The following is a 19,616-nucleotide window of genomic DNA, read 5'->3' on the forward strand; positions in this document are numbered from 1 at the left end:
CTCGTCTCGAGTATCTTCGACACATGATCGAAGCCGTGCGTGAGGCACTCGCCTCCGGTGAGGCAGAGCAGGCTCGAAGCGTCCTACGGAAGAACTGGCTCCGTCTGATTCTCGAATCTCACACGAGGGAACTCGAGCAGCTCTGCCTTGCCCATCCTGATCCGCACGACCCGCACATCCTGCTGATACGGGCGTGCTGCCGCGACCTCAGTGGCGACCCGTACGGTGCGGAGTTTCTCCGCGGACAGGGTTTACGGGTTGCGTCTGACGATTTCGTCGTCTGCTTCACTGACCTGCTGCTCGCTCCAGACTCCTCGACCAAGGCCGTCATCGCCGATCGCGCGCGCCACGCGCTCGCCCAGTGCGAACCGGAGGACGATTACCCATCCGCGCTTTTCCTCCTCGGATGGACCGAGGTCAGGCTTCGTCGTGATCTCCCTCGTGCTATCGCGCTACTTCGCTCCGCCAGCGATGAGGCGCAGTTGCAGTCGCGTGCGGAGACGTTGCGTCTCGCGCAATCCAATCTGGCCTTTGCGCTCACCCACGCGGGAGCATTCACCGAAGCCGAACAGATCCTCGACGGGCTCCCTTCCAGGGAGGTGGCGTCCGACTGGGAACGCTTCGAAGGTGGTCTCCCACAGTCGAATCGAGGGTGCATCGCTTTCTGGCGCGGCGACTTCGAGGAGGCGATAGCTCACTTCGACTCCGTCATCGTAGAGGGCAGCCCCGGAACCAACTTCGAGGCGCTCGCCCGTCTCTACTTGGTGATGAGCCTGATCGCTCTGAACCGGGAAGACCGATACCACACCGCGGCGCGTTTGCTGCGAGGCGTGAGCACTGCGGACAAGCATGGCATTCCTTGGGATACGCTGCGGCGCGTCACCACGGCCTGGCTCGCCCACGCGCAAAGGCAGGACGAGCAAGCTCGCCGTATCGCCAGGCCTGTTCTTACCCGCACAGGTGCTGCGGTTGCTCATGCGCTTCTCGCGGAACTCTATCGAGTCTTGGGGGATCCGGAACCGTCGGCTCGAGCGCTTCGCCTCGCAACATCGGCCGGGCTGCCGCGATATGCGCTGGTGAGCACACTCGTCACCTCAGCCGCACTGAACTCCGTATCAGGGCATGGTCTCCAAGCGCATGAGCAGCTGGATCGTGCGCTGGAGGCTGCACTCCCCGAACGGATTCTCGCCCCATTTCTCTCTGACGATCCGGTGATTGTCGATCTCTTGAACGCTCACGCACTACGGGGGTCGAGACATCACGAGCTCTTGTGCACGATCCTGGAACGACGGAACCAACTGTCGGTACTCCTCGCGGGAGTCCTGACGGAACGAGAAAAGGAGATACTCACATATCTGCGTACCGCGATGACTGCAGATGAGATCGCAGCGCACCTCGGCATCGCTTACCCCACGGTGAAGACGCACATTCGCTCGATCTACCGCAAGCTGGGCGTGACCAAACGTCGTGCTGCTGTTCAAGCAGCCGACAGCAGATAGGTTGCGGGGCGGTCCGACTCGTCAACGGAGTACTTCAACGGGGGCGCACTCGGCGGGTAGAAACGCGGGTAGTGGTTTCGGCTTCCTCGCCGCGACGCCTCGGACCGATGATCGTCGGAGGGCAAACCCATTATTGTTCCGAGAACACCGGGTAGTCGCCGGGTGGCTCGACTGATCAAGGAGACACGACGTATGCGTCTGCTGTTCCAGCTCTTTTCGCAATGCGTACTCGGTGTGGTGGCGTTGATCGTGGTGCATTTCGTTTTACCCGGGGTGGATCTGAGCTTCACCGGATTCTTCGTGGCAATCGGCGTATTCACCTTGGCCCACATGATTCTCGGCCCGTTCGTGCTCAGCGTGGCGCAGCGCTATGCCGCTCCGCTTGCGGGTGGTATCGGGCTGGTCGCCACGCTGCTCGCGCTGTGGGTTGCATCCCTGTTCCCCGATGGCATTCAGATCAGCGGCGTCCAGTCTTGGATCTTCGCACCGATCATTGTCTGGGTGATCACGGCACTCGGCGGGTGGATCTTCATGGCCTTCGTCATCGACAGGTGGCTCAAACGACGCAGTGCAGAGAAGCTCGTGCGCAGTGTGAATCAGGCGTGACGGTTGATACTGCTCCTTGTCGCAGCAGTGCTGACCGTGGCGATCGTCCTCGTCGGTGTCGCGCGGTTCGACGGTCCCTCACAATTGCCTCCACGCTCCGCCGAAATATCTTGTCCTGGAACCAACCCAGTAGGAGTCAGCTATGACCGCTCACCCGCTCGACCGTCGTGTTCTCCTGAAGAGTGCCCCGAACTTCCGTGACCTCGGCGGTATTCCCGTTGCATCCGGCACCGTCCGCCCGGGCGCGCTGTACCGCTCGGCGACGCTCGCGAAGCTCGACGACGACGACCTCACCGCATTCGAGGTCCTCGGTGTCGCAACTGTGTACGACTTCCGCACCGCTGCCGAGCGCGACGGTGCCTTCGATCGCCTTCCCGACACGGTGCGTACGGTCTGGCTCGACGTGCTGGCCGACAATGCCCAGAACGCCGCGGCCACCGGACTTCTCATGACGGACCCGGTCGCATACGCCGGGACGATCAACGACGGGCGCGGGATCGGGCAGATGGAGGAGGCGAACCGAAACTTCGTCAGTTTGCCCTCAGCGCTGAGCGCATACCGCGCGTTCTATCTCGACCTGATCGACGAGAAGCGTGCCGGGGCTGCCCTCTTCCACTGCACCACCGGCAAGGATCGCACCGGATGGGCCGCGACTTCCTTCTTGCTCCTCCTCGGCGCCGACGAGACCGACGTGCGCGCCGATTACCTCGAAACGAACACCGATCTGGCGCCCATGACCGATCCGATCCTCGCCTTCGTCGAGAGCAAGGGTGTCGACCCGGAGCTGATCCGTCCTCTCCTCGGTGTCCGTGAGAGCTACATCGATGCCGCTCTCGACGAGATGCGCACCCACTTCGGCACCGTCGAGGACTACGCGCGTGACGGGCTCGGACTCACCGCCGAGCAACTCGCGACGCTGCGCGAGCGGTTCACGCAGTCTTCGTAGAAACATCCAGTCGGAGTGGGTCGCACAGCGCGGGAACCGATTCGCCCCAGCCGATTGCCGGTGTCGTCGAGGGCTGCACTCAGGATCCGTTGCGACACTGTAGAAGTCGGCCGGTGGGCGCAGTACGGCTCGAACGAGATTTCGGTTCGGAACCCAGTTCCCTGCTCCAGGGTTCGCCTCGGGTCGAACCGACGACGAGTGTCCGACGGGGCCCACTCGTCCACGCCCTCATCGGTGCGGGCGCTGCAGGAGCTTTCCTGAATCGTGAGCAACCGCAGAGGCGTTCGAGCGGGCCGGTCGCCGGGGACGGGCTCGGCACGTCCGCTCAGTGTGGTGACGCAGGCCGTGATCGTGGGATCGAGCGTCAGGGCTGCTCGACGCCGAGGCTGATGCCGCGGGTGGCGAGCCAGGGGAGCGGATCGATCTTGTTCTCGCCGGCCAGGTGCACTTCGAAGTGCAGGTGCGGGCCGGTGGAGAAGCCGCGGTTGCCCATCGTGGCGATCTGATCGCCGGCCATGACCTTCTGGCCCACCGTGACCAGCGTGGTGTCGATGTGGCCGTACACGGTGATGGTGCCGTCTGCGTGCTGGACGCGCACCCACATGCCGAAGCCGGAGGCCGGACCCGAATCGATGACCTCGCCGTCGGCGACCGCGTAGATCGGGGTGCCGATGGCATTGGCGATGTCGACACCGGCGTGCAGTGTGCCCCAACGTGCCCCGAACGACGAGGTGTAGGTGCCCTTGGCGGGGAGGACGAACAGCGGGCGGCGGGCGGCGGCCTCGCGGGCGGCGCGCTCCTCGCTGAAACGCTGGCCCTTCGCGAGGAGGTTGGAGAACTGCCCCAGATCGGTGGGGTTCGCGACCGCGAGCACCTGGGGTGCCGAGCTGTCGGAGGAGGGATTCTCGGCGACGTCGCTGAACTGGGCGGCCTGCGGAACGGCGGTGGTCGCGGCGGCGCCGGAAGCGGTGAGGGAGACCTCGGAGTGATCGGAGTCCTTGGCCGGCGAACTGATTGCTGCCTGGCCCGCGGCGACGACTGCGCCGGCGGCTACCGCGATGACTGCGGCGCGGCCCTTGAGGGCGGAGGGGGGAGTGGGGAGGCGGTGTAAGCCGCCGCGTCGCGCCGGGGCGGCGACATCGCGGGCCGCGTCAGCGGATCCGGCGGGGGTGAAGGCGTCGAAAGGAGTCGAGTCTTCGAGGTTTTCGGACTTGTTCTCATTGTGGAGCATGGCGCTGCAAATCTCAGAACTTTCGGCCTCGGAGTAACGAACCTCCGGGGGCGTCGGATAGCTGGGCGTGACGCCGTCGTCCACTCGGTGTAGCAGCGTGACCGGAGACGGCTCCGCTGCTGGATTGCAACGCTCGAACTCGTGATCTGCCGCGGTCCGAAATGCCTGCGAAGGCTCGATGGATTCCGGGTCGGCGTGTTGTTTCACAAATCGACTGGCCGTGAACTGAGCGCGGTGGTGCATGTGCCCTGCCGTCCTCCTGCCCGTGACCTGCCTGTGACTTAGACCTTGGCGACGGTAACGAAACGGTTGCGGCGGGGCAACCTGTAGCCCATGACGAATCGACAGATGTGACCGGCGTCACAAGCTGAACTGGGCGGATGTCGAACATCCCGAATGGTCTCGTTCATATATCGGGATGACACGGCGGTGTTACACACCACGCGGTGACGTGTTCACGAGATAGCGTCGCGCGGGTGGAATCCCCAACCCAGTCGCGCGCGGTGTCCGCAGTAGCCCACCCCGATGCGGCCCGGCGCGAGCCCGCCGTCGGGTCGTCGCCCAGCATCGCTGGGAAGCTGTCGATCGCCGCCGTCACGATCGCGGCGATCGGCGCGATCGCGGTCGCTGCGGGCTCCCTGACGGCGGTGGCACGGACCGCGGACGGCACTCGCATCCCCGCAGTGGGTGGCGCGACCCTGATCGCCGTGATGGTCGCTCTCGCGGTTCCGGCCGTCGCCGCCGCGCTGATGTCCCGGTGGCCCGCCGCGGCGGGCGCACTGCTGGCCGGCGCCGGCGCGGTGACGGTCGGGCTGTGCGTCCTCGACATCCAGTTGTGGACCGATCCGATCGACGCCAACCGGCTGGAGCTGTTCCGTCCCGCGACTGCCGCCGGCATCACCACCGGACCCGGCGCCGCGTTGATCCTGGCCGGTCACATCGGCGCCGTGGCGGCGGGTGCGCTCGGCCTCCTGACAGTGCACCGGGCGTCGCACGCCGACGGGCACGGCGCATCGCCCGATCCGGACGCGGTCGGGCGTCCCGCGGGCTCGCGGATCGGATTCGGGCTCACTGCAGGCGTTCTCGTGTCCGCGGGTGCGCTGGCGCTCGCGCTGCTCGTGCGCCCGCTGGCGTCGAACGACCCGGTGATCCTGGTGCGTGCCGCGATCGCCTCGGACGGAGCCACCGCGATCGGTGCGGTGGTCGTCGCCGTGGCCGTTCTGATCGTCGTCGCCGCTGCGCTGGCGTCGACCGACGTCGCGGTGGCCGCCGGGGCGATCGGGGGAGCCGGTGTGGCGGCACTCGGGCTGGTCGGCAGCCGGCTCGCCGCCGGGCTCGTCGACGACCGCCTCGCTCCCGGCCCGGGCGCGGTGTGGGGCACGGTCGGCGCCGTGCTGCTGATCGCTGAGGCGGTGTCGATCCCCGTCGCCGCGCGACGCCGCGAGCAGCGCGCGGCGGAGTTGTCCGTCGCGGGGCACCGGGATCGTGCGGTAGCCCGGTCGACACCGCGGGAAACCGTCGGCCGATGGCACACCGCCACGGGCGTCGCGGGAATCTGCGCCGGGTTGCTGGCCGGCGCCGGCGCGCTGCTGCCCGTGCTGACAGTCCCGGATCCGCTCCCGGCTCCCGAGTTGCCCGCGACCCGAGTCGTGCTGGTCGCCGCGGCGCTGATCGCGATCGCGGCCGTGTGGCTGCTGATGTCGGAGTTCGCGGCCCTCGTCCGTCCCGTCGTCGGCGTGCTGTGGGTGTCGGTGGTCGCCGCGGTCGCGAGCGTCGCGCAGAGCGCGCTCACGGCCCTCGAGATCCCCGGAGTCGGACTGGGTGCGGGGAGCTGGCTCATGGCCGCCGCGGCGCTCGTCGCGGTCGTGACGGGGCTGCTGGCGGGATTCGCGGGCGCGGCCGAACGCGACGACGTCGACACGTCGCAACGCGTCGACCCGGTCCGTTCGGTGGTGGTCGTCGGCGTCCTCGCAGCGACCGCGGTTGTCCTCGCCTACGTGCTCCCGCTGTACCGCGGGGCCGACGGAACGGCCGCGTCCCTCGGGCGGTTCCCATGGGGATGGGACGCGTGGGGACAGGCGTTGTCGGCCGTGGTCGTCGTCGTTGCGGTGCTGGTCGCAGTGCATGCCCGCGCGGCCCGCGCGGCCGCTCTTCTCGCAGGTGCGGCCGTGGTCATGGCCTGTCATCTCGTGGCGTGGTCACTGTCGGCGGGTCGTCTGACGGATCCGGTCGCAGGCCCGGGCGTCGCACCTGCAATCCTTGCCGTGGTGCTCCTCGCCGGGACTGCGACCCTCGCCGGGTATCGCAACCCGCGGTGAGTCGTGCCGCGACGACTGTCGACGCGTGACATATGCCACATAGCATGTGGGCGAGCGATAGTCGATTGATTGAACTAGTTAAAGTCCGACACGGACCCGCTCCTACCCCTCGAGCGGGCGTCAACGCAGACGAGACGGTGAGCAGATGGATCTCTTCGAATACCAGGCGAAGGAACTCTTCGCCAAGCACGACGTGCCGACGTCGGCCGGCCGTGTTACCGACACTGTCGCCGGTGCCCGCGAGATCGCCGAGGAAATCGGCAAGCCCGTGATGGTCAAGGCACAGGTCAAGGTCGGCGGCCGCGGCAAGGCCGGTGGCGTCAAGTACTCGCCCGATGCGGATGCCGCGCAGGCGAACGCCGAGGCGATCCTGGGCCTCGACATCAAGGGCCACGTCGTCAAGAAGCTGCTGGTCGCAGAGGCGAGTGACATCGCCGAGGAGTACTACATCTCCTTCCTGCTGGACCGCACCAACCGCACGTACCTGGCCATGTGCTCGGTCGAGGGTGGCGTCGAGATCGAGGTCACCGCCGAGGAGAACCCCGACGCCCTCGCGAAGATCCCCGTGGACGCCGTCAAGGGTGTCGACCTCGCGTTCGCGCGCAGCATCGCCGAGGCCGGCAAGCTGCCCGCCGAGGTGCTCGACGCCGCGGCCAACACGATCCAGAAGCTGTGGGAGGTCTTCATCAAGGAAGACGCTCTCCTCGTCGAGGTCAACCCGCTCGTCCGTACGCCCGACGACCAGATCCTGGCCCTCGACGGCAAGGTCACGCTGGACGAGAACGCTGCGTTCCGTCAGCCCGGCCACGAGGCTTTCGAGGATCGTGACGCCACCGATCCCCTCGAGCTCAAGGCCAAGGAGAACGACCTCAACTACGTCAAGCTCGACGGCGAGGTCGGCATCATCGGTAACGGCGCCGGCCTGGTCATGTCGACCCTGGACGTCGTCGCCTACGCAGGCGAGAAGCACGGCAACGTCAAGCCCGCCAACTTCCTCGACATCGGTGGCGGCGCCTCGGCTGCCGTCATGGCTGCCGGCCTGGACGTCATCCTGAACGACGCGCAGGTCAAGAGCGTGTTCGTCAACGTCTTCGGTGGCATCACCGCGTGTGACGCGGTCGCCAACGGCATCGTCGGTGCGCTGCAGACGCTGGGCGACGAGGCCAACAAGCCGCTCGTCGTGCGCCTGGACGGCAACAACGTCGAAGAGGGTCGTCGCATCCTCGCCGAGGCCAACCACCCGCTGGTGACGGTCGTCGCAACCATGGACGAGGCTGCCGACAAGGCTGCCGAGCTCGCCTTCGCAGCGAAGTAAGGGACACACAACAATGGCTATCTTCCTGACCAAGGACTCCAAGGTCATCGTCCAGGGCATCACCGGCGGCGAGGGCACCAAGCACACCGCCCTGATGCTCAAGGCCGGCACCCAGGTCGTCGGTGGCGTCAACGCTCGCAAGGCCGGCACCACGGTCTCGCACACCGACAAGGACGGCAACGCCGTCGAGCTGCCGGTCTTCGCGACCGTCGCCGAGGCCATGAAGGAGACCGGCGCGGACGTCTCCATCGCGTTCGTCCCCCCGGCCTTCTCGAAGGACGCCATCGTCGAGGCCATCGACGCGGAGATCCCGCTGCTCGTGGTCATCACCGAGGGCATCCCGGTCCAGGACTCCGCTTACGCGTGGGCCTACAACGTCGACAAGGGCAACAAGACCCGGATCATCGGCCCCAACTGCCCCGGCATCATCACCCCGGGTGAGGCGCTGGTCGGCATCACCCCGGCGAACATCGCCGGCAAGGGCCCGGTCGGCCTGGTCTCCAAGTCGGGCACCCTGACCTACCAGATGATGTTCGAGCTGCGTGAGTACGGTTTCTCGACCGCCATCGGCATCGGCGGCGACCCGGTCATCGGCACCACCCACATCGACGCCATCGAGGCGTTCGAGAAGGATCCCGAGACCAAGGTCATCGTGATGATCGGTGAGATCGGTGGCGACGCCGAGGAGCGTGCCGCCGATTACATCAAGGCCAACGTCACCAAGCCGGTCGTCGGCTACGTGGCGGGCTTCACCGCTCCCGAGGGCAAGACCATGGGCCACGCCGGCGCCATCGTCTCCGGTTCCTCGGGCACCGCGCAGGCCAAGAAGGACGCCCTCGAGGCGGCCGGCGTCAAGGTCGGCAAGACGCCGTCCGAGACCGCTGCTCTCGCTCGGGAGATCCTGAAGAACCTCTGATCGACGTCCGATCACACGAACGGCGCTCGCAGCCAAGGCCTTCCGCCTGGCCGCGAGCGCCGTTCGCGTTCGGTGGGCGGCACAGTCAGACGTCCACCCACTGAACCCCCGCAGGCGTGAGTTCACCTGCGCCGGAAGTCAGTTCGGCGACGATCGACGCGAGCTGGGTGGGATTGCGGGTCGCGAGCGTGAAGGTGACCGCGGCGCCGTACGCGGCGTCGACGACGCTCACCCCGCGGGCGCGGAGTTCGGACTCCATGCGTCCGGCCGTGTCGTGGCCCACCTCGACGGACACCAGTTCGAGGCGTTCCCGGCTCAGCAACGCCGACGCGGCGACCGCCTCGTCGACGGCGGCGACCACAGCGCCCGAGTACGCGCGCACCAGCCCGCCGGCACCGAGCTTGATGCCCCCGAAGTAGCGCGTGACGACCACCGCCACGTCCACGAGGTCCCGGGCCCGCAGGACCTGGAGCATCGGAATCCCCGCGGTACCGCCCGGTTCGCCGTCGTCGTTCGACCGCTCGATCCGGTCCGACGGGCCGTTGCCCGTGATGTACGCCCAGCAGTGGTGCCGCGCGTCGGGATATCGGCGGCGCCGCTCGTCGACGAATTCCTGGGCGTCGGACGGGCCGTCGATCCGCCGGAGCACCGCGATGAAGCGCGAATGCTTGACCTCGGTCTCGGTCTCGACGTCGGAACCGGCTGGCAGCGTGAAGGGCATGAGCCCATTTTCCCGTGCGGTGCAGCGCGACCGGACACGCGGCGTGTCTGCCACCGGAGTCGTCGCGGTCTCGCCGACACCTTTCCCGATGATTCGCGTGGATGATCAGGGTAGCGTTCATGGGGTTTGATACGTCGACTAGGAGCAGACATGACTTACACCGACGGAGGGTCCGGCTTCGGTCAGCCCTCGCAGCCGCCGGCGGCGAACGGCACGAAGAGTTTGTCGTTCTATCTCGGTATTGCGGTCCTCGCGCTGGGTGTCGTCAACTTCCTCCTCGGGTTCGCTCCCTACCTGAAGAACTCGACGAGCTCCAGGTACGGCCTCGAGTTCTCGGCGAACGCGTTCGAGAGCGACGGCACACTCCCGCTCAGCTTCCTGCTCCTCGGCGGACTGCTGGCCGGTCTGACGCTGCTGCCCAAGCAGTCCTACGCCGGCCCCGCTGCGGCGGCCTCGCTCGTCGGCTTCCTCGTGTCGTTCGTCCTGATGCTCAACATTCCCACCGGCGGCGGCCTCGCCGGCGGCGGCGTCATGATCCTGATCCTGGCGTTCATCCAGGCGGTGATCGCGACGGCGGTGTTCCTGTTCGGTGCCGGACTCGTCAAGCAGCCGCAGGGTCGACCGACGCGCACCCACGTCCACCCCGCCGCCTACGGTCACCCGCAGGGATACCCGGGCCAGGCACCCCAGCAGGGGTACGGAGTTCCGGGTGGCCAGCAGGGCTACGCCCAGGGGTACCCGCAGCAGCCGACCTACGGTCAGGCCGGTCAGCCGCAGCCGGGCTATCCGCAGCAGGGGTACGCGCAGCCTCAGCAGTCGCAGCCCACGGCCGGCTACGGACAGTTCCAGGCCGGTCAGCAGCCGTACCAGGCGCAGCAGCCGACGCAGCACATTCCGCAGCAGCAGACGCCGCAGCCCGAGGCGCCGTCGGCGCCCCCCGCCGCACCGGCCGGTTCTCCCGATTCGCCGGGCGCGCCCACCCAGGCGTTCGGTGCCCAGACCGAGAACCCGGACGACGAGAAGAAGTGATCGAGTGGGCCATGCCACGCCTCGGCGCGCCTGAACGCCGCCGCCGGGCACGGGTGCGACCCTCGAACCGATGACTTCTCTGCTTGGTCGCGGTGTTCGCCGCGACATCTCCGACCGACCCGATCCCGACACCGATCAGGTGCGTGCGCTGCTCGGGGTGGCGCTGCGCCCGACCGGTGTCGCGATCGTCCTGATCAGTGCGGTCGTCATCGTCACGCTGGTCGCGTCGAACAGCGACCTGACCGGGGTGGTCGGGGCGATCGCCGCGTGCTGGCTGGCGCTGCACCAGGTTTCGCTGACCATCACGGACGCTCCGCTCGGGGTACTTCCGCTGTTGCCGACGGCCGTGATGATGTGGGCCGTCGCCCGCGGATGTGCCCGCGCGGTCACCGCGCGCTCGACGCTGCGTGACGCCGCACGGGTGGTTGCCGCGGCGGTCGCGGGACCGTTCGTGATGACGCTCATCGCGCTCGCGGTGGTCACCGACGCGACGTCCGTCGTCGCGCTCGAGGCGCCGAACGCGGCCGAGGCCCTCGCATGGGTCGTGGGCATCCACCTCGTCGCGGCGGTGGCCGGTGTCGTCGCGACGACGGGGCGTGCGGAATGCGAGCGCCGAGGCGCCCCGTCCTGGGTTCCGGAGGTGGGACGCCCGGCAGCGCGAGCAGCGCTGGCCCTGTTCGCGGTGGGCTCCGCGGTGACGGTCGCATCGCTGGTGTGGTCATGGTCCGACGTCGGGACGCTCCTCGGTGACGGTTCGGATCCGGTCGGCGTGCTGGGGCTCACCGTCCTGTCGGTGCTGTACCTGCCGAACGTCGCTGTCGGGGCGGTCGCGGTCCTGGTGGGCGGTACGGCGCACGCCGGTGGCACCTCGGTGAGCGTGTTCGACATCGTCGCGGGCCCGGTGCCGCCGGTCCCGGTGCTCGGTGGGGTCCCCGGCGAACTCGTCGGGACCGCGTGGCCGGTGCTGCTGATCGTCCCGCTCGCGATCGGCGCACTGCTCGGACGGGACTGCGGTCGTCTGCGCCTGCCCGTGCAGGAGACCGCGTACACCGTGGGGTGCGCCGCCGCCGGCGTCGGTGTGGTGGTTGCGGCCGTCGGTTTCGTCGCGGGCGGCGAGCTGGGGGCGTACGGATTCGTCGGCGTCGAGCCGCTCGCGCTGGGATTGATCACCTTCGGGTTCCTGGCACTGCCCGGTCTCGCAGTCGCGACCCTCATCGCGCGGCGCGACGGCGTCGAGTCGGACGGCGGAGACGAGACCGAACGAACCGAGAAGTCCGACAAGTTTGCGGAGACCGCAGCGTTCGAGGACACCGGAGCGGACGACCCGGCACTCGCATTCGAGGTGAAGCGCCTCGCGTTGCCGTCGATGCGCTACCGGTCGGAGCCGGAAGCGGGCACGGACGCGGATGCGGAGTCGGGACCGGAATCCGAGCCGGGATCGGCGGCCGGGCCGGCCGCTCCCGATACCTCCGACGGCTCCGGGGAGACGGTGCTCGAGGGCGAACTCGTCGACGACTCCGCCGCCGGCCCGACCGATGTGGCCGACACCGACGTGATCGACGTGGAGGTCGAGGCGGTGCCGCAGGATCAGGACGAGCCGGGCGAGCCGGAGACCTCGCCGGGGACGGACGAGACGGAGACGACCTCGGACGAGGCAGCCGAGGCCGCGGAAGGCGACCTGCCGGACGGTCCGCTGACCCCCAGCGACTAGGCTCTAACCCGGCCCGTGATGCGGCCCGACCGTCTCGAAAACCAGGAGTAGTGCGCTGACTGCCACGCGTGACCAGCTGCGGCCCACGGTGCCCGCTCGGATCGTCGTACTCGCCTCGGGGACGGGCAGCCTGCTGCAGGCGCTCATCGCCGCCACGCGCACCGACGGATACCCTGCGACCATCGTCGCGGTCGGCGTCGACCGCGACTGCGGAGCAACGGCTCACGCCGACGACGCGGGCATCGACCACTTCCGTGTGGCGCTGCGCGATCACGCGGACCGCGCCGCATGGGACGTCGCGCTCACCGAGACCGTCGCATCGCACCGCCCCGATCTGATCGTCAGTGCCGGCTACATGAAGATCCTCGGCCCCGCGTTCATCGAACGCTTCGGCGGCCGGATCATCAACACGCATCCCGCGCTGCTGCCGTCGTTCCCCGGCGCGCACGCGGTGCCCGACGCGCTGGCTTACGGCGTCAAGGTCACCGGCTCCACGGTGCACCTGGTCGACGGCGGCATCGACACCGGCCCGATCCTGGCGCAGGAGCCGGTGGTGGTGCTCGACGGCGACGACGAGGCGACGCTGCACGAGCGCATCAAGATTGTTGAACGGCGACTGCTGGCCGAGGTCGTGGCCTCCGTCGCCCTCCGAGGTGTTGTTTCCGACGGACGAAAGGCCGTGATCCCAAGTGAGTGAACGCAAGGCAGTGCGCCGTGCACTGGTCAGCGTCTACGACAAGACCGGCCTGGTCGAACTGGCCACCGGCCTGCACCAGGCGGGTGTCGAACTGGTTTCCACCGGTTCCACCGCCGCCAAGATCGCCGACGCCGGCATCCCGGTCACCAGGGTCGAGGACCTGACCGGATTCCCCGAGTGCCTCGAGGGCCGCGTCAAGACGCTGCACCCCCGAGTGCACGCCGGTGTCCTCGCCGACACCCGGAAGCCGGAGCACCTCGCGCAGCTCGAGGAGCTGGGCATCGAGGCGTTCCAGCTGGTGATCGTGAACCTGTACCCGTTCACGCAGACCGTCGCGTCGGGCGCCACCCCGGACGAGTGCGTCGAGCAGATCGACATCGGTGGTCCGTCGATGGTGCGCGCTGCTGCCAAGAACCACCCGTCGGTCGCGGTCGTCGTCGACCCGAAGAAGTACGAGGGTGTCCTCGCTGCGGTCGAGGCCGGTGGCTTCAACCTCTTCGAGCGCACCGCCCTGGCCGCGCAGGCGTTCCAGCACACCGCGTCCTACGACGTCGCGGTCGCCACCTGGATGACGTCCACGCTGGTCGAGTCCGTGACGAGCGAAGCGACGGAAGATTCTGCACTGTCGCAGTTCCCGCGGTGGGTCGGTGCCACGTGGGACCGCTCCGCGGTGCTGCGCTACGGCGAGAATCCGCACCAGGCTGCTGCGCTGTACGAGAACCCCTCCGAGCCTGCGGGCCTCGCGCAGGCGAAGCAGTTGCACGGCAAGGAGATGTCGTACAACAACTACACCGACGGTGACGCCGCGTGGCGGGCCGCGTACGACCACGCCGAGCCGGCCGTCGCGATCATCAAGCATGCCAACCCGTGCGGCATCGCGGTGGGCGCGGACATCGCCGAGGCGCACCGCAAGGCGCACGCCTGCGACCCGGTCAGCGCATACGGTGGCGTCATCGCCGCCAACCGCGAGGTGACGGTCGAGATGGCCGAGCAGGTCGCCGACATCTTCACCGAGGTCATCATCGCGCCGTCGTACGCGGACGGGGCCATCGGTGTCCTCCAGCGCAAGAAGAACGTGCGCGTTCTCGAGGCCGCCGCTCCCACCGAGACGGGCATCGAGCTGCGCCCGATCTCCGGTGGCACGCTGCTGCAGGAGCGCGACGTCCTGGACGCGGACGGCGACAACCCGGCCAACTGGACGCTCGTCGTCGGCGAGGCTGCGGACGAGAAGACCCTCGCGGATCTCGAACTCGCGTGGCGCGCATGCCGTGCCGTGAAGTCCAACGCGATCCTGCTCGCCAACGACGGCGCCTCGGTGGGCGTCGGCATGGGCCAGGTCAACCGCGTCGACTCCGCGCATCTCGCGGTGCAGCGTGCCGGTGACCGCGCCAAGGGTTCGGTGGCCGCGTCCGACGCGTTCTTCCCGTTCCCCGACGGTCTGCAGGTCCTGCTCGACGCCGGTGTCCGCGCCGTCGTCCAGCCCGGTGGCTCGGTCCGCGACAACGAGGTCATCGAGGCCGCTCGCGACGCCGGTGTCACGCTGTACCTGACCGGTGCGCGCCACTTCGCGCACTGATCGACTGCTCTACTGCGCTCCCTCGTCCGGGGTTCGCGTGCCGCTCAGGCCGCGAGCCCGGACGGGGGAGCGTTGTGCTGTGCGGACTCGACCAGCGCGCGGGCGTTGGCGTCGTCGGTACCCGAGATGACCAGTCGGGCAGCGCCGCGGGCGAGTAGCCGGCTGATCAGTTCTGCCGCTGCCGCATTCTGGTCGGCGTCGATGTGACTGAGGTCGAGGGTGACGACCTGTCCGGTGAGGTCACCGGGCAGGTCCTGCTGGGGGGCGCTCAGAGCGCCGAGTCGAAGCTTCATGGTGGTTCTCCTGAACTGTGTATGGGTGAAAGAGGCAAAAGAAAAGGCACCCGAGGCGGTGTGCCTTCGGGTGCCCGAGAATGGTTCCGGTTACGGGTGACTCATTCTCGGTGCCGTCGATCGAAGGCTGCGGGGCTGCGCCACGCGGGTACGGCTGCAAATACGTGATCGTGAGAAAAATGCTTGCTGCAAAGCTGCATTGCATACTTCGCGGGGCTTTCGACGCGCATCGTGACCGTACCCTTCTCGTGTGTGCCCGTTGGTTAACGGAGAACCATACAGCAGTGACCGCTCGGCGACATCTCGTTTTTGCGACAGCGTGTCGCCGGCGGCCCCGCAGGGTGTCTAGCGGAGGGTTGCGAGCCAGCCCTCGAAACCGGTGGTGAACTCGGCGGACCACGGCAGCGGCTCGATGTAGTCGGCGCCGGTGGAGGCGGCATCGCCGATCTCCTTGAGCACGTGGTTCGCGGTCGTCATCCGCACCGGCGTCAGCGTGGTGTGGGCGAGTGCGACGTCGAGCGCGTCGACGTCGGCGCAGTCGAGCTGGATGTCCTTGGCGGAGCAGCTGGTGATCACCGGCATGCCCGTCGGCAGCTGGGCGGCCAGCTCGCGGGGGTCGAGCGCGTCCTCCTCGGCGAGCGCGCGGGCATTCGCCGGGACGAGGCCGGCGGCGCGCAGCGGGTCCGGCAGGTCGTCGCTGAGCGTCGCGTCGGTGCGCAGCGACTCGACCGCCCCGGCGAGCGCCAGACGCAGCTCGTCGGCGAGATGGACCGGCAACTGTCCGGCCCCGACGACCGCGGTGAGCTGGCCGTCGATCTGGGTGGTGAGCAGGTCCAGCAGCCGCACGCTCAGCGGCTCGAGCAGGCCCAGGCCTGCGACGTTCGCGCCGTTGGCGGCCAGCGCCAGGGCGATCAGGGCACCTTCGCTGTGACCGATCGCGAACACCCGGTCGGCGTCGACGGCGGACCGGCCGGCGAGGAAGTCCAACGCGGCGGCGGCGGAGTCGGTGAACACGGAGAATCCGAGGTCACCGATGTCCTCGACGTCGTACGGGCCCAGACCGGTGGAGCCGCTGCCGAGCTTGTCGTAGCGCAGGCTCGCGAAACCGTGCTCCTCGAGGACGTCGGCAAGGAACTCGAGGGTGCCGATCGAGCCGGGCAGCAGCGCGCTGTCCCCGTTGCGGTCGGTGGGGCCGCTGCCCGCGAGCAACAGCACCGCGGGTGCCGAGTCGGCGCCGTCGGGGATGCGGAGGCTTCCGTGCAGCGTGATGTCGCCGGCGGCAAAGGTGATCTCGGTATCGGCCATGCCCCGTGTTTATCAGAGCTGGGCACCCACTTCGTACGCGACGGCGGTACCGCGTGCCGAATCGCCCGAACACTCGTAACTTGGAGTGGTGACTGCCACATCGCCTGCCGATCTGCCACGGACCCTCGCCGAGCTCCGCGCGTCCGGGCACGTCCAGCGTCCGGTCAAGGACGAGATGCGCGAGAACCTGCTCGCGGCACTGCGGGACGGCCTCGACCCGTGGCCCGGGATCGTCGGTTTCGAGGAGACGGTGCTGCCGCAACTCGAGCGGGCGATCATCGCCGGGCACGACGTCGTCCTGCTCGGTGAGCGCGGGCAGGGCAAGACGCGGTTGCTGCGCACGCTGTATCTGCTGTTGGACGAGTGGACGCCGGTGATCGCCGGGTCCGAGCTGGGCGAGCACCCGTACGAGCCGATCACCCCGATCTCGGTGCGCCGGGCCGCCGAACTGGGCGACGCGCTACCGGTCGAGTGGCGGCACCGCAGCGAGCGCTACGCGGAGAAGCTCGCGACGCCGGACACCTCGGTGGCGGATCTGGTGGGCGATGTCGACCCGATCAAGGTTGCGGAGGGGCGCAGCCTGGGTGATCCGGAGACGATCCACTTCGGTCTGGTGCCGCGCGCGCATCGCGGGATCGTCGCGATCAACGAGCTCCCCGATCTGGCTGAGCGGATCCAGGTGTCGTTGCTCAACGTGATGGAGGAACGAGACATCCAGGTCCGTGGGTACACCCTGCGGCTACCGCTCGACGTCGTGCTGGTGGCCAGCGCCAACCCGGAGGACTACACCAACCGCGGACGCATCATCACCCCGCTCAAGGACCGCTTCGGCGCCGAGATCCGCACGCACTACCCGTCGTTGCTCGAGGACGAGATCGCCGTGATCCAGCAGGAGGCGAACCTGCAGGCGCAGGTGCCGCACCACCTGCTCGAGGTGCTGGCCCGGTTCACGCGGCTGCTGCGCGAGTCGACGTCGGTGGACCAGCGGTCGGGCGTCTCGGCCCGGTTCGCGGTGGCGGGCGCGGAGACCGTCAGCGCGGCGGCGGTGCACCGCAGCGCCGTCCTCGGGGAGGCCGATCCGGTGGCGCGGCCCATCGACCTCGGCACCGTCGTCGAGGTGCTGCGCGGCAAGGTCGAGTTCGAGTCCGGTGAGGAGGGGCGCGAGCTCGAGGTCCTCGAGCACCTGCTGCGGCGAGCCACCGCGGACACTGCGCGGATCCGCCTCGGTGGCATCGACCTCGCCCCGTTGGTGACGGCGGTGGAACTGGGGCAGCCGGTGGTCACGGGCGAGCGGGTCACCGCGAAGGCGCTACTGGGCGAGCTGCCCGACCTCGAGGTGCTCGACGAGGTGGCGGGCCGGCTCGGCGCCGCATCCGACGGCGAGCTGGCGTCGGCCGCCGAACTCGCGCTCGAGGGTCTGTATCTCGCCCGGCGGATCTCGAAGAACCCCGACGAGAACGGCCAGGCCGTCTACTCGTAGTCGGCAGTGGTGAAGGGAGACAGGATGTCTCGCGGTGCGCGTTACGGCCCGTACGAGGGTGGCGATCCACTGGCCCCGCCGGTGGATCTGCGTGACGCGCTGGCCGCGATCGGCGACGACGTCCTCGAGGGTGCGTCGCCGCGGCAGGCGCTGCGTGAGTTCCTGCGGCGCGGCGCCGGTGACCGGCGCGGGCTCGACGACCTCGCCGCGCAGGCGAATCGGCGCCGACGGGAACTGTTGGAGCGCAACAATCTTGCGGGCACCCTGGACGAGATCCGTGAGCTTCTGGACCGCGCGGTGCTCGAGGAACGCAAGACCCTCGCCCGCGCTCTCGACGACGATGCGCGCTTCGCGGAGATGCGCATCGAGGAGCTTCCGCCGTCGACCGCGCAGGCGGTGTCCGATCTCGTCGACTACGACTGGCGGAGCAGTCAGGCGCGCGAAGACTACGAGAAGATCCGCGACCTGATGGGGCGGGAGCTGCTGGATCAGCGGTTCGCCGGAATGAAGCAGGCCCTGGAAGGGGCCACCGACGCGGACCGTGAAGGGATCCGCGAGATGCTCGAGGATCTGAACACGTTGCTGGACAGTCACGCTCGTGGCGAGGACACCACGCAGCAGTTCCGGGAGTTCATGGACAAGCACGGTGAGTACTTCCCCGAGAACCCGCGCAACACCGAGGAACTGCTGGACTCGCTCGCGCGTCGGGCGGCCGCGGCCCAACGTCTGCGGAACTCGCTCACCCCGGACCAGCGCGCCGAGCTGGACGCGTTGGCGCAGCAGGCGTTCGGTGATCCGTCGTTGATGGGCCAACTGGACCGGCTCGACGCGCACCTGCAGGCCGCGCGTCCCGGCGAGGACTGGACCGGCAGCGAGAAGTTCCGCGGCGACGACGGTATGGGGTTGGGGGAGGGCACGTCCGCCCTCGCGGACGTCGCGGAGCTCGAGCGACTGTCCGATCAACTGTCGCAACAGTATCCGGGTGCCCAGCTCGACGACATCGACACCGAGGCATTGGCCCGGCAACTCGGCGACGGGGCCGTCGCCGACGCGAAGACACTCGCCGATCTCGAGCGGGCACTGCAGCAGCAGGGCTTCTTCGACCGTGCACCGGACGGCCAGTGGCGGCTGTCGCCGAAGGCGATGCGGCAGTTGGGGCAGACCGCGCTGCGCGACGTCGCGGGTCGGCTGTCGCACCGCGGTGGTCAGCGGGAGACCCGTCGCGCGGGGGCGATGGGCGAGCCGACCGGGGCGTCGCGGCCGTGGGAGTTCGGGGACACCGAGCCGTGGGACGTCACCCGCACGCTCACCAACGCGGTGCTGCGCGATCCGGGCCGGGTGCCGGTTCGGATGTCGGTGTCCGACGTCGAGATCGCCGAGACCGAGCAGCGTGCGCAGGCGGCGGTGGCGCTGCTGGTGGACACGTCGTTCTCGATGGTGATGGACGGCCGCTGGGTGCCGATGAAACGTACCGCGCTGGCTCTCAACCACCTGGTGACGACGAGGTTCCGCGGGGATGCGTTGCAGCTCATCGGTTTCGGGCGGCACGCCGAGGTACTGACCGCGGCGGAGTTGGCCGGCCTCGACGGAGCGTGGGATCAGGGCACGAACCTGCACCACGCGCTGCTGCTCGCGGCCCGGCACCTGCGCCGGCATCCCAACGCACAGCCCGTCGTGCTCATCGTCACCGACGGCGAGCCCACCGCGCACCTCGAGCCCGACGGGCAGGCGTTCTTCGACTATCCGCCGAGCGTGCGGACCCTGGGACTGACGGTGCGCGAACTCGACACCCTCGCCCGCCTGGGCGCGCAGGTGACGATCTTCCGCCTCGGCGACGACCCGGGCCTGGCCCGCGTCGTCGACCGGATGGCGCAGCGGGTCGGCGGCCGGGTGGTGGCTCCGGACCTCGACGGCCTCGGCGCGGCAGTGGTCAGCGACTACATGCGGATGCGCCGACCACCGCGGTGATCCGG

16 protein-coding genes are annotated in these 19,616 nt (G+C 68.8%); 12 read left to right on the top strand and 4 right to left on the bottom strand.

Annotated elements, in window-relative coordinates:
- The first annotated feature begins 23 nt into the window (after positions 1–23).
- The 3 genes from HUN07_RS07000 (at position 24) to HUN07_RS07010 (ending at position 3,051) form a co-directional block, all read left to right on the top strand.
- Positions 24–1,499: a LuxR family transcriptional regulator gene (locus tag HUN07_RS07000; RefSeq protein ID WP_174908750.1), complete on the top strand. Its 1,476-nt coding sequence runs from the start codon at positions 24–26 to the stop codon at positions 1,497–1,499.
- A 192-nt stretch (positions 1,500–1,691) separates the two neighbouring features.
- The gene (locus HUN07_RS07005) at positions 1,692–2,105 is read left to right on the top strand and encodes a phage holin family protein (RefSeq protein WP_174908752.1); all 414 of its coding nucleotides are present in this window, start codon (positions 1,692–1,694) and stop codon (positions 2,103–2,105) included.
- Between the two features lie 142 nt (positions 2,106–2,247).
- Positions 2,248–3,051: a tyrosine-protein phosphatase gene (locus tag HUN07_RS07010; protein ID WP_174908754.1), complete on the top strand. Its 804-nt coding sequence runs from the start codon at positions 2,248–2,250 to the stop codon at positions 3,049–3,051.
- A gap of 364 nt (positions 3,052–3,415) precedes the next feature.
- Here HUN07_RS07010 and HUN07_RS07015 read toward each other — a convergent pair whose 3' ends face one another.
- Positions 3,416–4,525, bottom strand: a complete 1,110-nt coding sequence (locus HUN07_RS07015) for a M23 family metallopeptidase (RefSeq protein WP_441346801.1) — start codon at positions 4,523–4,525, stop codon at positions 3,416–3,418.
- Positions 4,526–4,758: 233 nt separating this feature from the next.
- Here HUN07_RS07015 and HUN07_RS07020 point away from each other — a divergent pair, with 233 nt between their 5' ends.
- From HUN07_RS07020 to sucD, 3 genes are all read left to right on the top strand, one after another.
- Positions 4,759–6,600, top strand: a complete 1,842-nt coding sequence (locus HUN07_RS07020; protein ID WP_174908758.1) for a hypothetical protein — start codon at positions 4,759–4,761, stop codon at positions 6,598–6,600.
- 145 nt (positions 6,601–6,745) lie between these two features.
- Positions 6,746–7,915, top strand: a complete 1,170-nt coding sequence (gene sucC, locus HUN07_RS07025; protein WP_114718182.1) for an ADP-forming succinate--CoA ligase subunit beta — start codon at positions 6,746–6,748, stop codon at positions 7,913–7,915.
- A gap of 13 nt (positions 7,916–7,928) precedes the next feature.
- Positions 7,929–8,831 (top strand): succinate--CoA ligase subunit alpha, encoded by a 903-nt coding sequence (sucD, locus tag HUN07_RS07030; RefSeq protein WP_114718183.1) that lies wholly within the window; start codon positions 7,929–7,931, stop codon positions 8,829–8,831.
- 85 nt (positions 8,832–8,916) lie between these two features.
- On the opposite strand, the gene HUN07_RS07035 is transcribed toward sucD, so the two are convergent.
- Positions 8,917–9,552, bottom strand: a complete 636-nt coding sequence (locus tag HUN07_RS07035; RefSeq protein ID WP_114718184.1) for an IMPACT family protein — start codon at positions 9,550–9,552, stop codon at positions 8,917–8,919.
- 150 nt (positions 9,553–9,702) lie between these two features.
- Here HUN07_RS07035 and HUN07_RS07040 point away from each other — a divergent pair, with 150 nt between their 5' ends.
- The 4 genes from HUN07_RS07040 (at position 9,703) to purH (ending at position 14,565) form a co-directional block, all read left to right on the top strand.
- The gene (locus HUN07_RS07040) at positions 9,703–10,581 is read left to right on the top strand and encodes a DUF5336 domain-containing protein (protein ID WP_174908760.1); all 879 of its coding nucleotides are present in this window, start codon (positions 9,703–9,705) and stop codon (positions 10,579–10,581) included.
- 70 nt (positions 10,582–10,651) lie between these two features.
- Positions 10,652–12,292, top strand: a complete 1,641-nt coding sequence (locus HUN07_RS07045; protein WP_174908761.1) for a cell division protein PerM — start codon at positions 10,652–10,654, stop codon at positions 12,290–12,292.
- An 88-nt stretch (positions 12,293–12,380) separates the two neighbouring features.
- Positions 12,381–12,989, top strand: a complete 609-nt coding sequence (gene purN, locus HUN07_RS07050) for a phosphoribosylglycinamide formyltransferase (protein WP_174908763.1) — start codon at positions 12,381–12,383, stop codon at positions 12,987–12,989.
- On the top strand, positions 12,982–14,565 hold the full coding sequence (gene purH / locus HUN07_RS07055) for a bifunctional phosphoribosylaminoimidazolecarboxamide formyltransferase/IMP cyclohydrolase (protein ID WP_174908765.1): 1,584 nt from the start codon (positions 12,982–12,984) through the stop codon (positions 14,563–14,565). Before purN ends, purH begins: the two co-directional genes overlap by 8 nt.
- Positions 14,566–14,609: 44 nt before the next feature.
- On the opposite strand, the gene HUN07_RS07060 is transcribed toward purH, so the two are convergent.
- Positions 14,610–14,858 (bottom strand): hypothetical protein, encoded by a 249-nt coding sequence (locus tag HUN07_RS07060; protein ID WP_114718189.1) that lies wholly within the window; start codon positions 14,856–14,858, stop codon positions 14,610–14,612.
- Positions 14,859–15,203: 345 nt separating this feature from the next.
- A complete protein-coding gene (locus HUN07_RS07065; RefSeq protein ID WP_174908767.1) occupies positions 15,204–16,163 on the bottom strand; it encodes an alpha/beta hydrolase family protein in 960 nt (319 codons plus the stop codon).
- An 88-nt stretch (positions 16,164–16,251) separates the two neighbouring features.
- Between HUN07_RS07065 and HUN07_RS07070 the strand changes: the two genes are divergently transcribed.
- Positions 16,252–17,643: an ATP-binding protein gene (locus HUN07_RS07070; protein ID WP_174908769.1), complete on the top strand. Its 1,392-nt coding sequence runs from the start codon at positions 16,252–16,254 to the stop codon at positions 17,641–17,643.
- A gap of 24 nt (positions 17,644–17,667) precedes the next feature.
- Positions 17,668–19,611: a vWA domain-containing protein gene (locus HUN07_RS07075; protein ID WP_174908771.1), complete on the top strand. Its 1,944-nt coding sequence runs from the start codon at positions 17,668–17,670 to the stop codon at positions 19,609–19,611.
- Positions 19,612–19,616 lie beyond the last annotated feature (5 nt).

This window comes from Rhodococcus sp. W8901, from assembly GCF_013348805.1.
In the GTDB taxonomy this organism is placed as follows: Bacteria; Actinomycetota; Actinomycetes; order Mycobacteriales; family Mycobacteriaceae; genus Prescottella.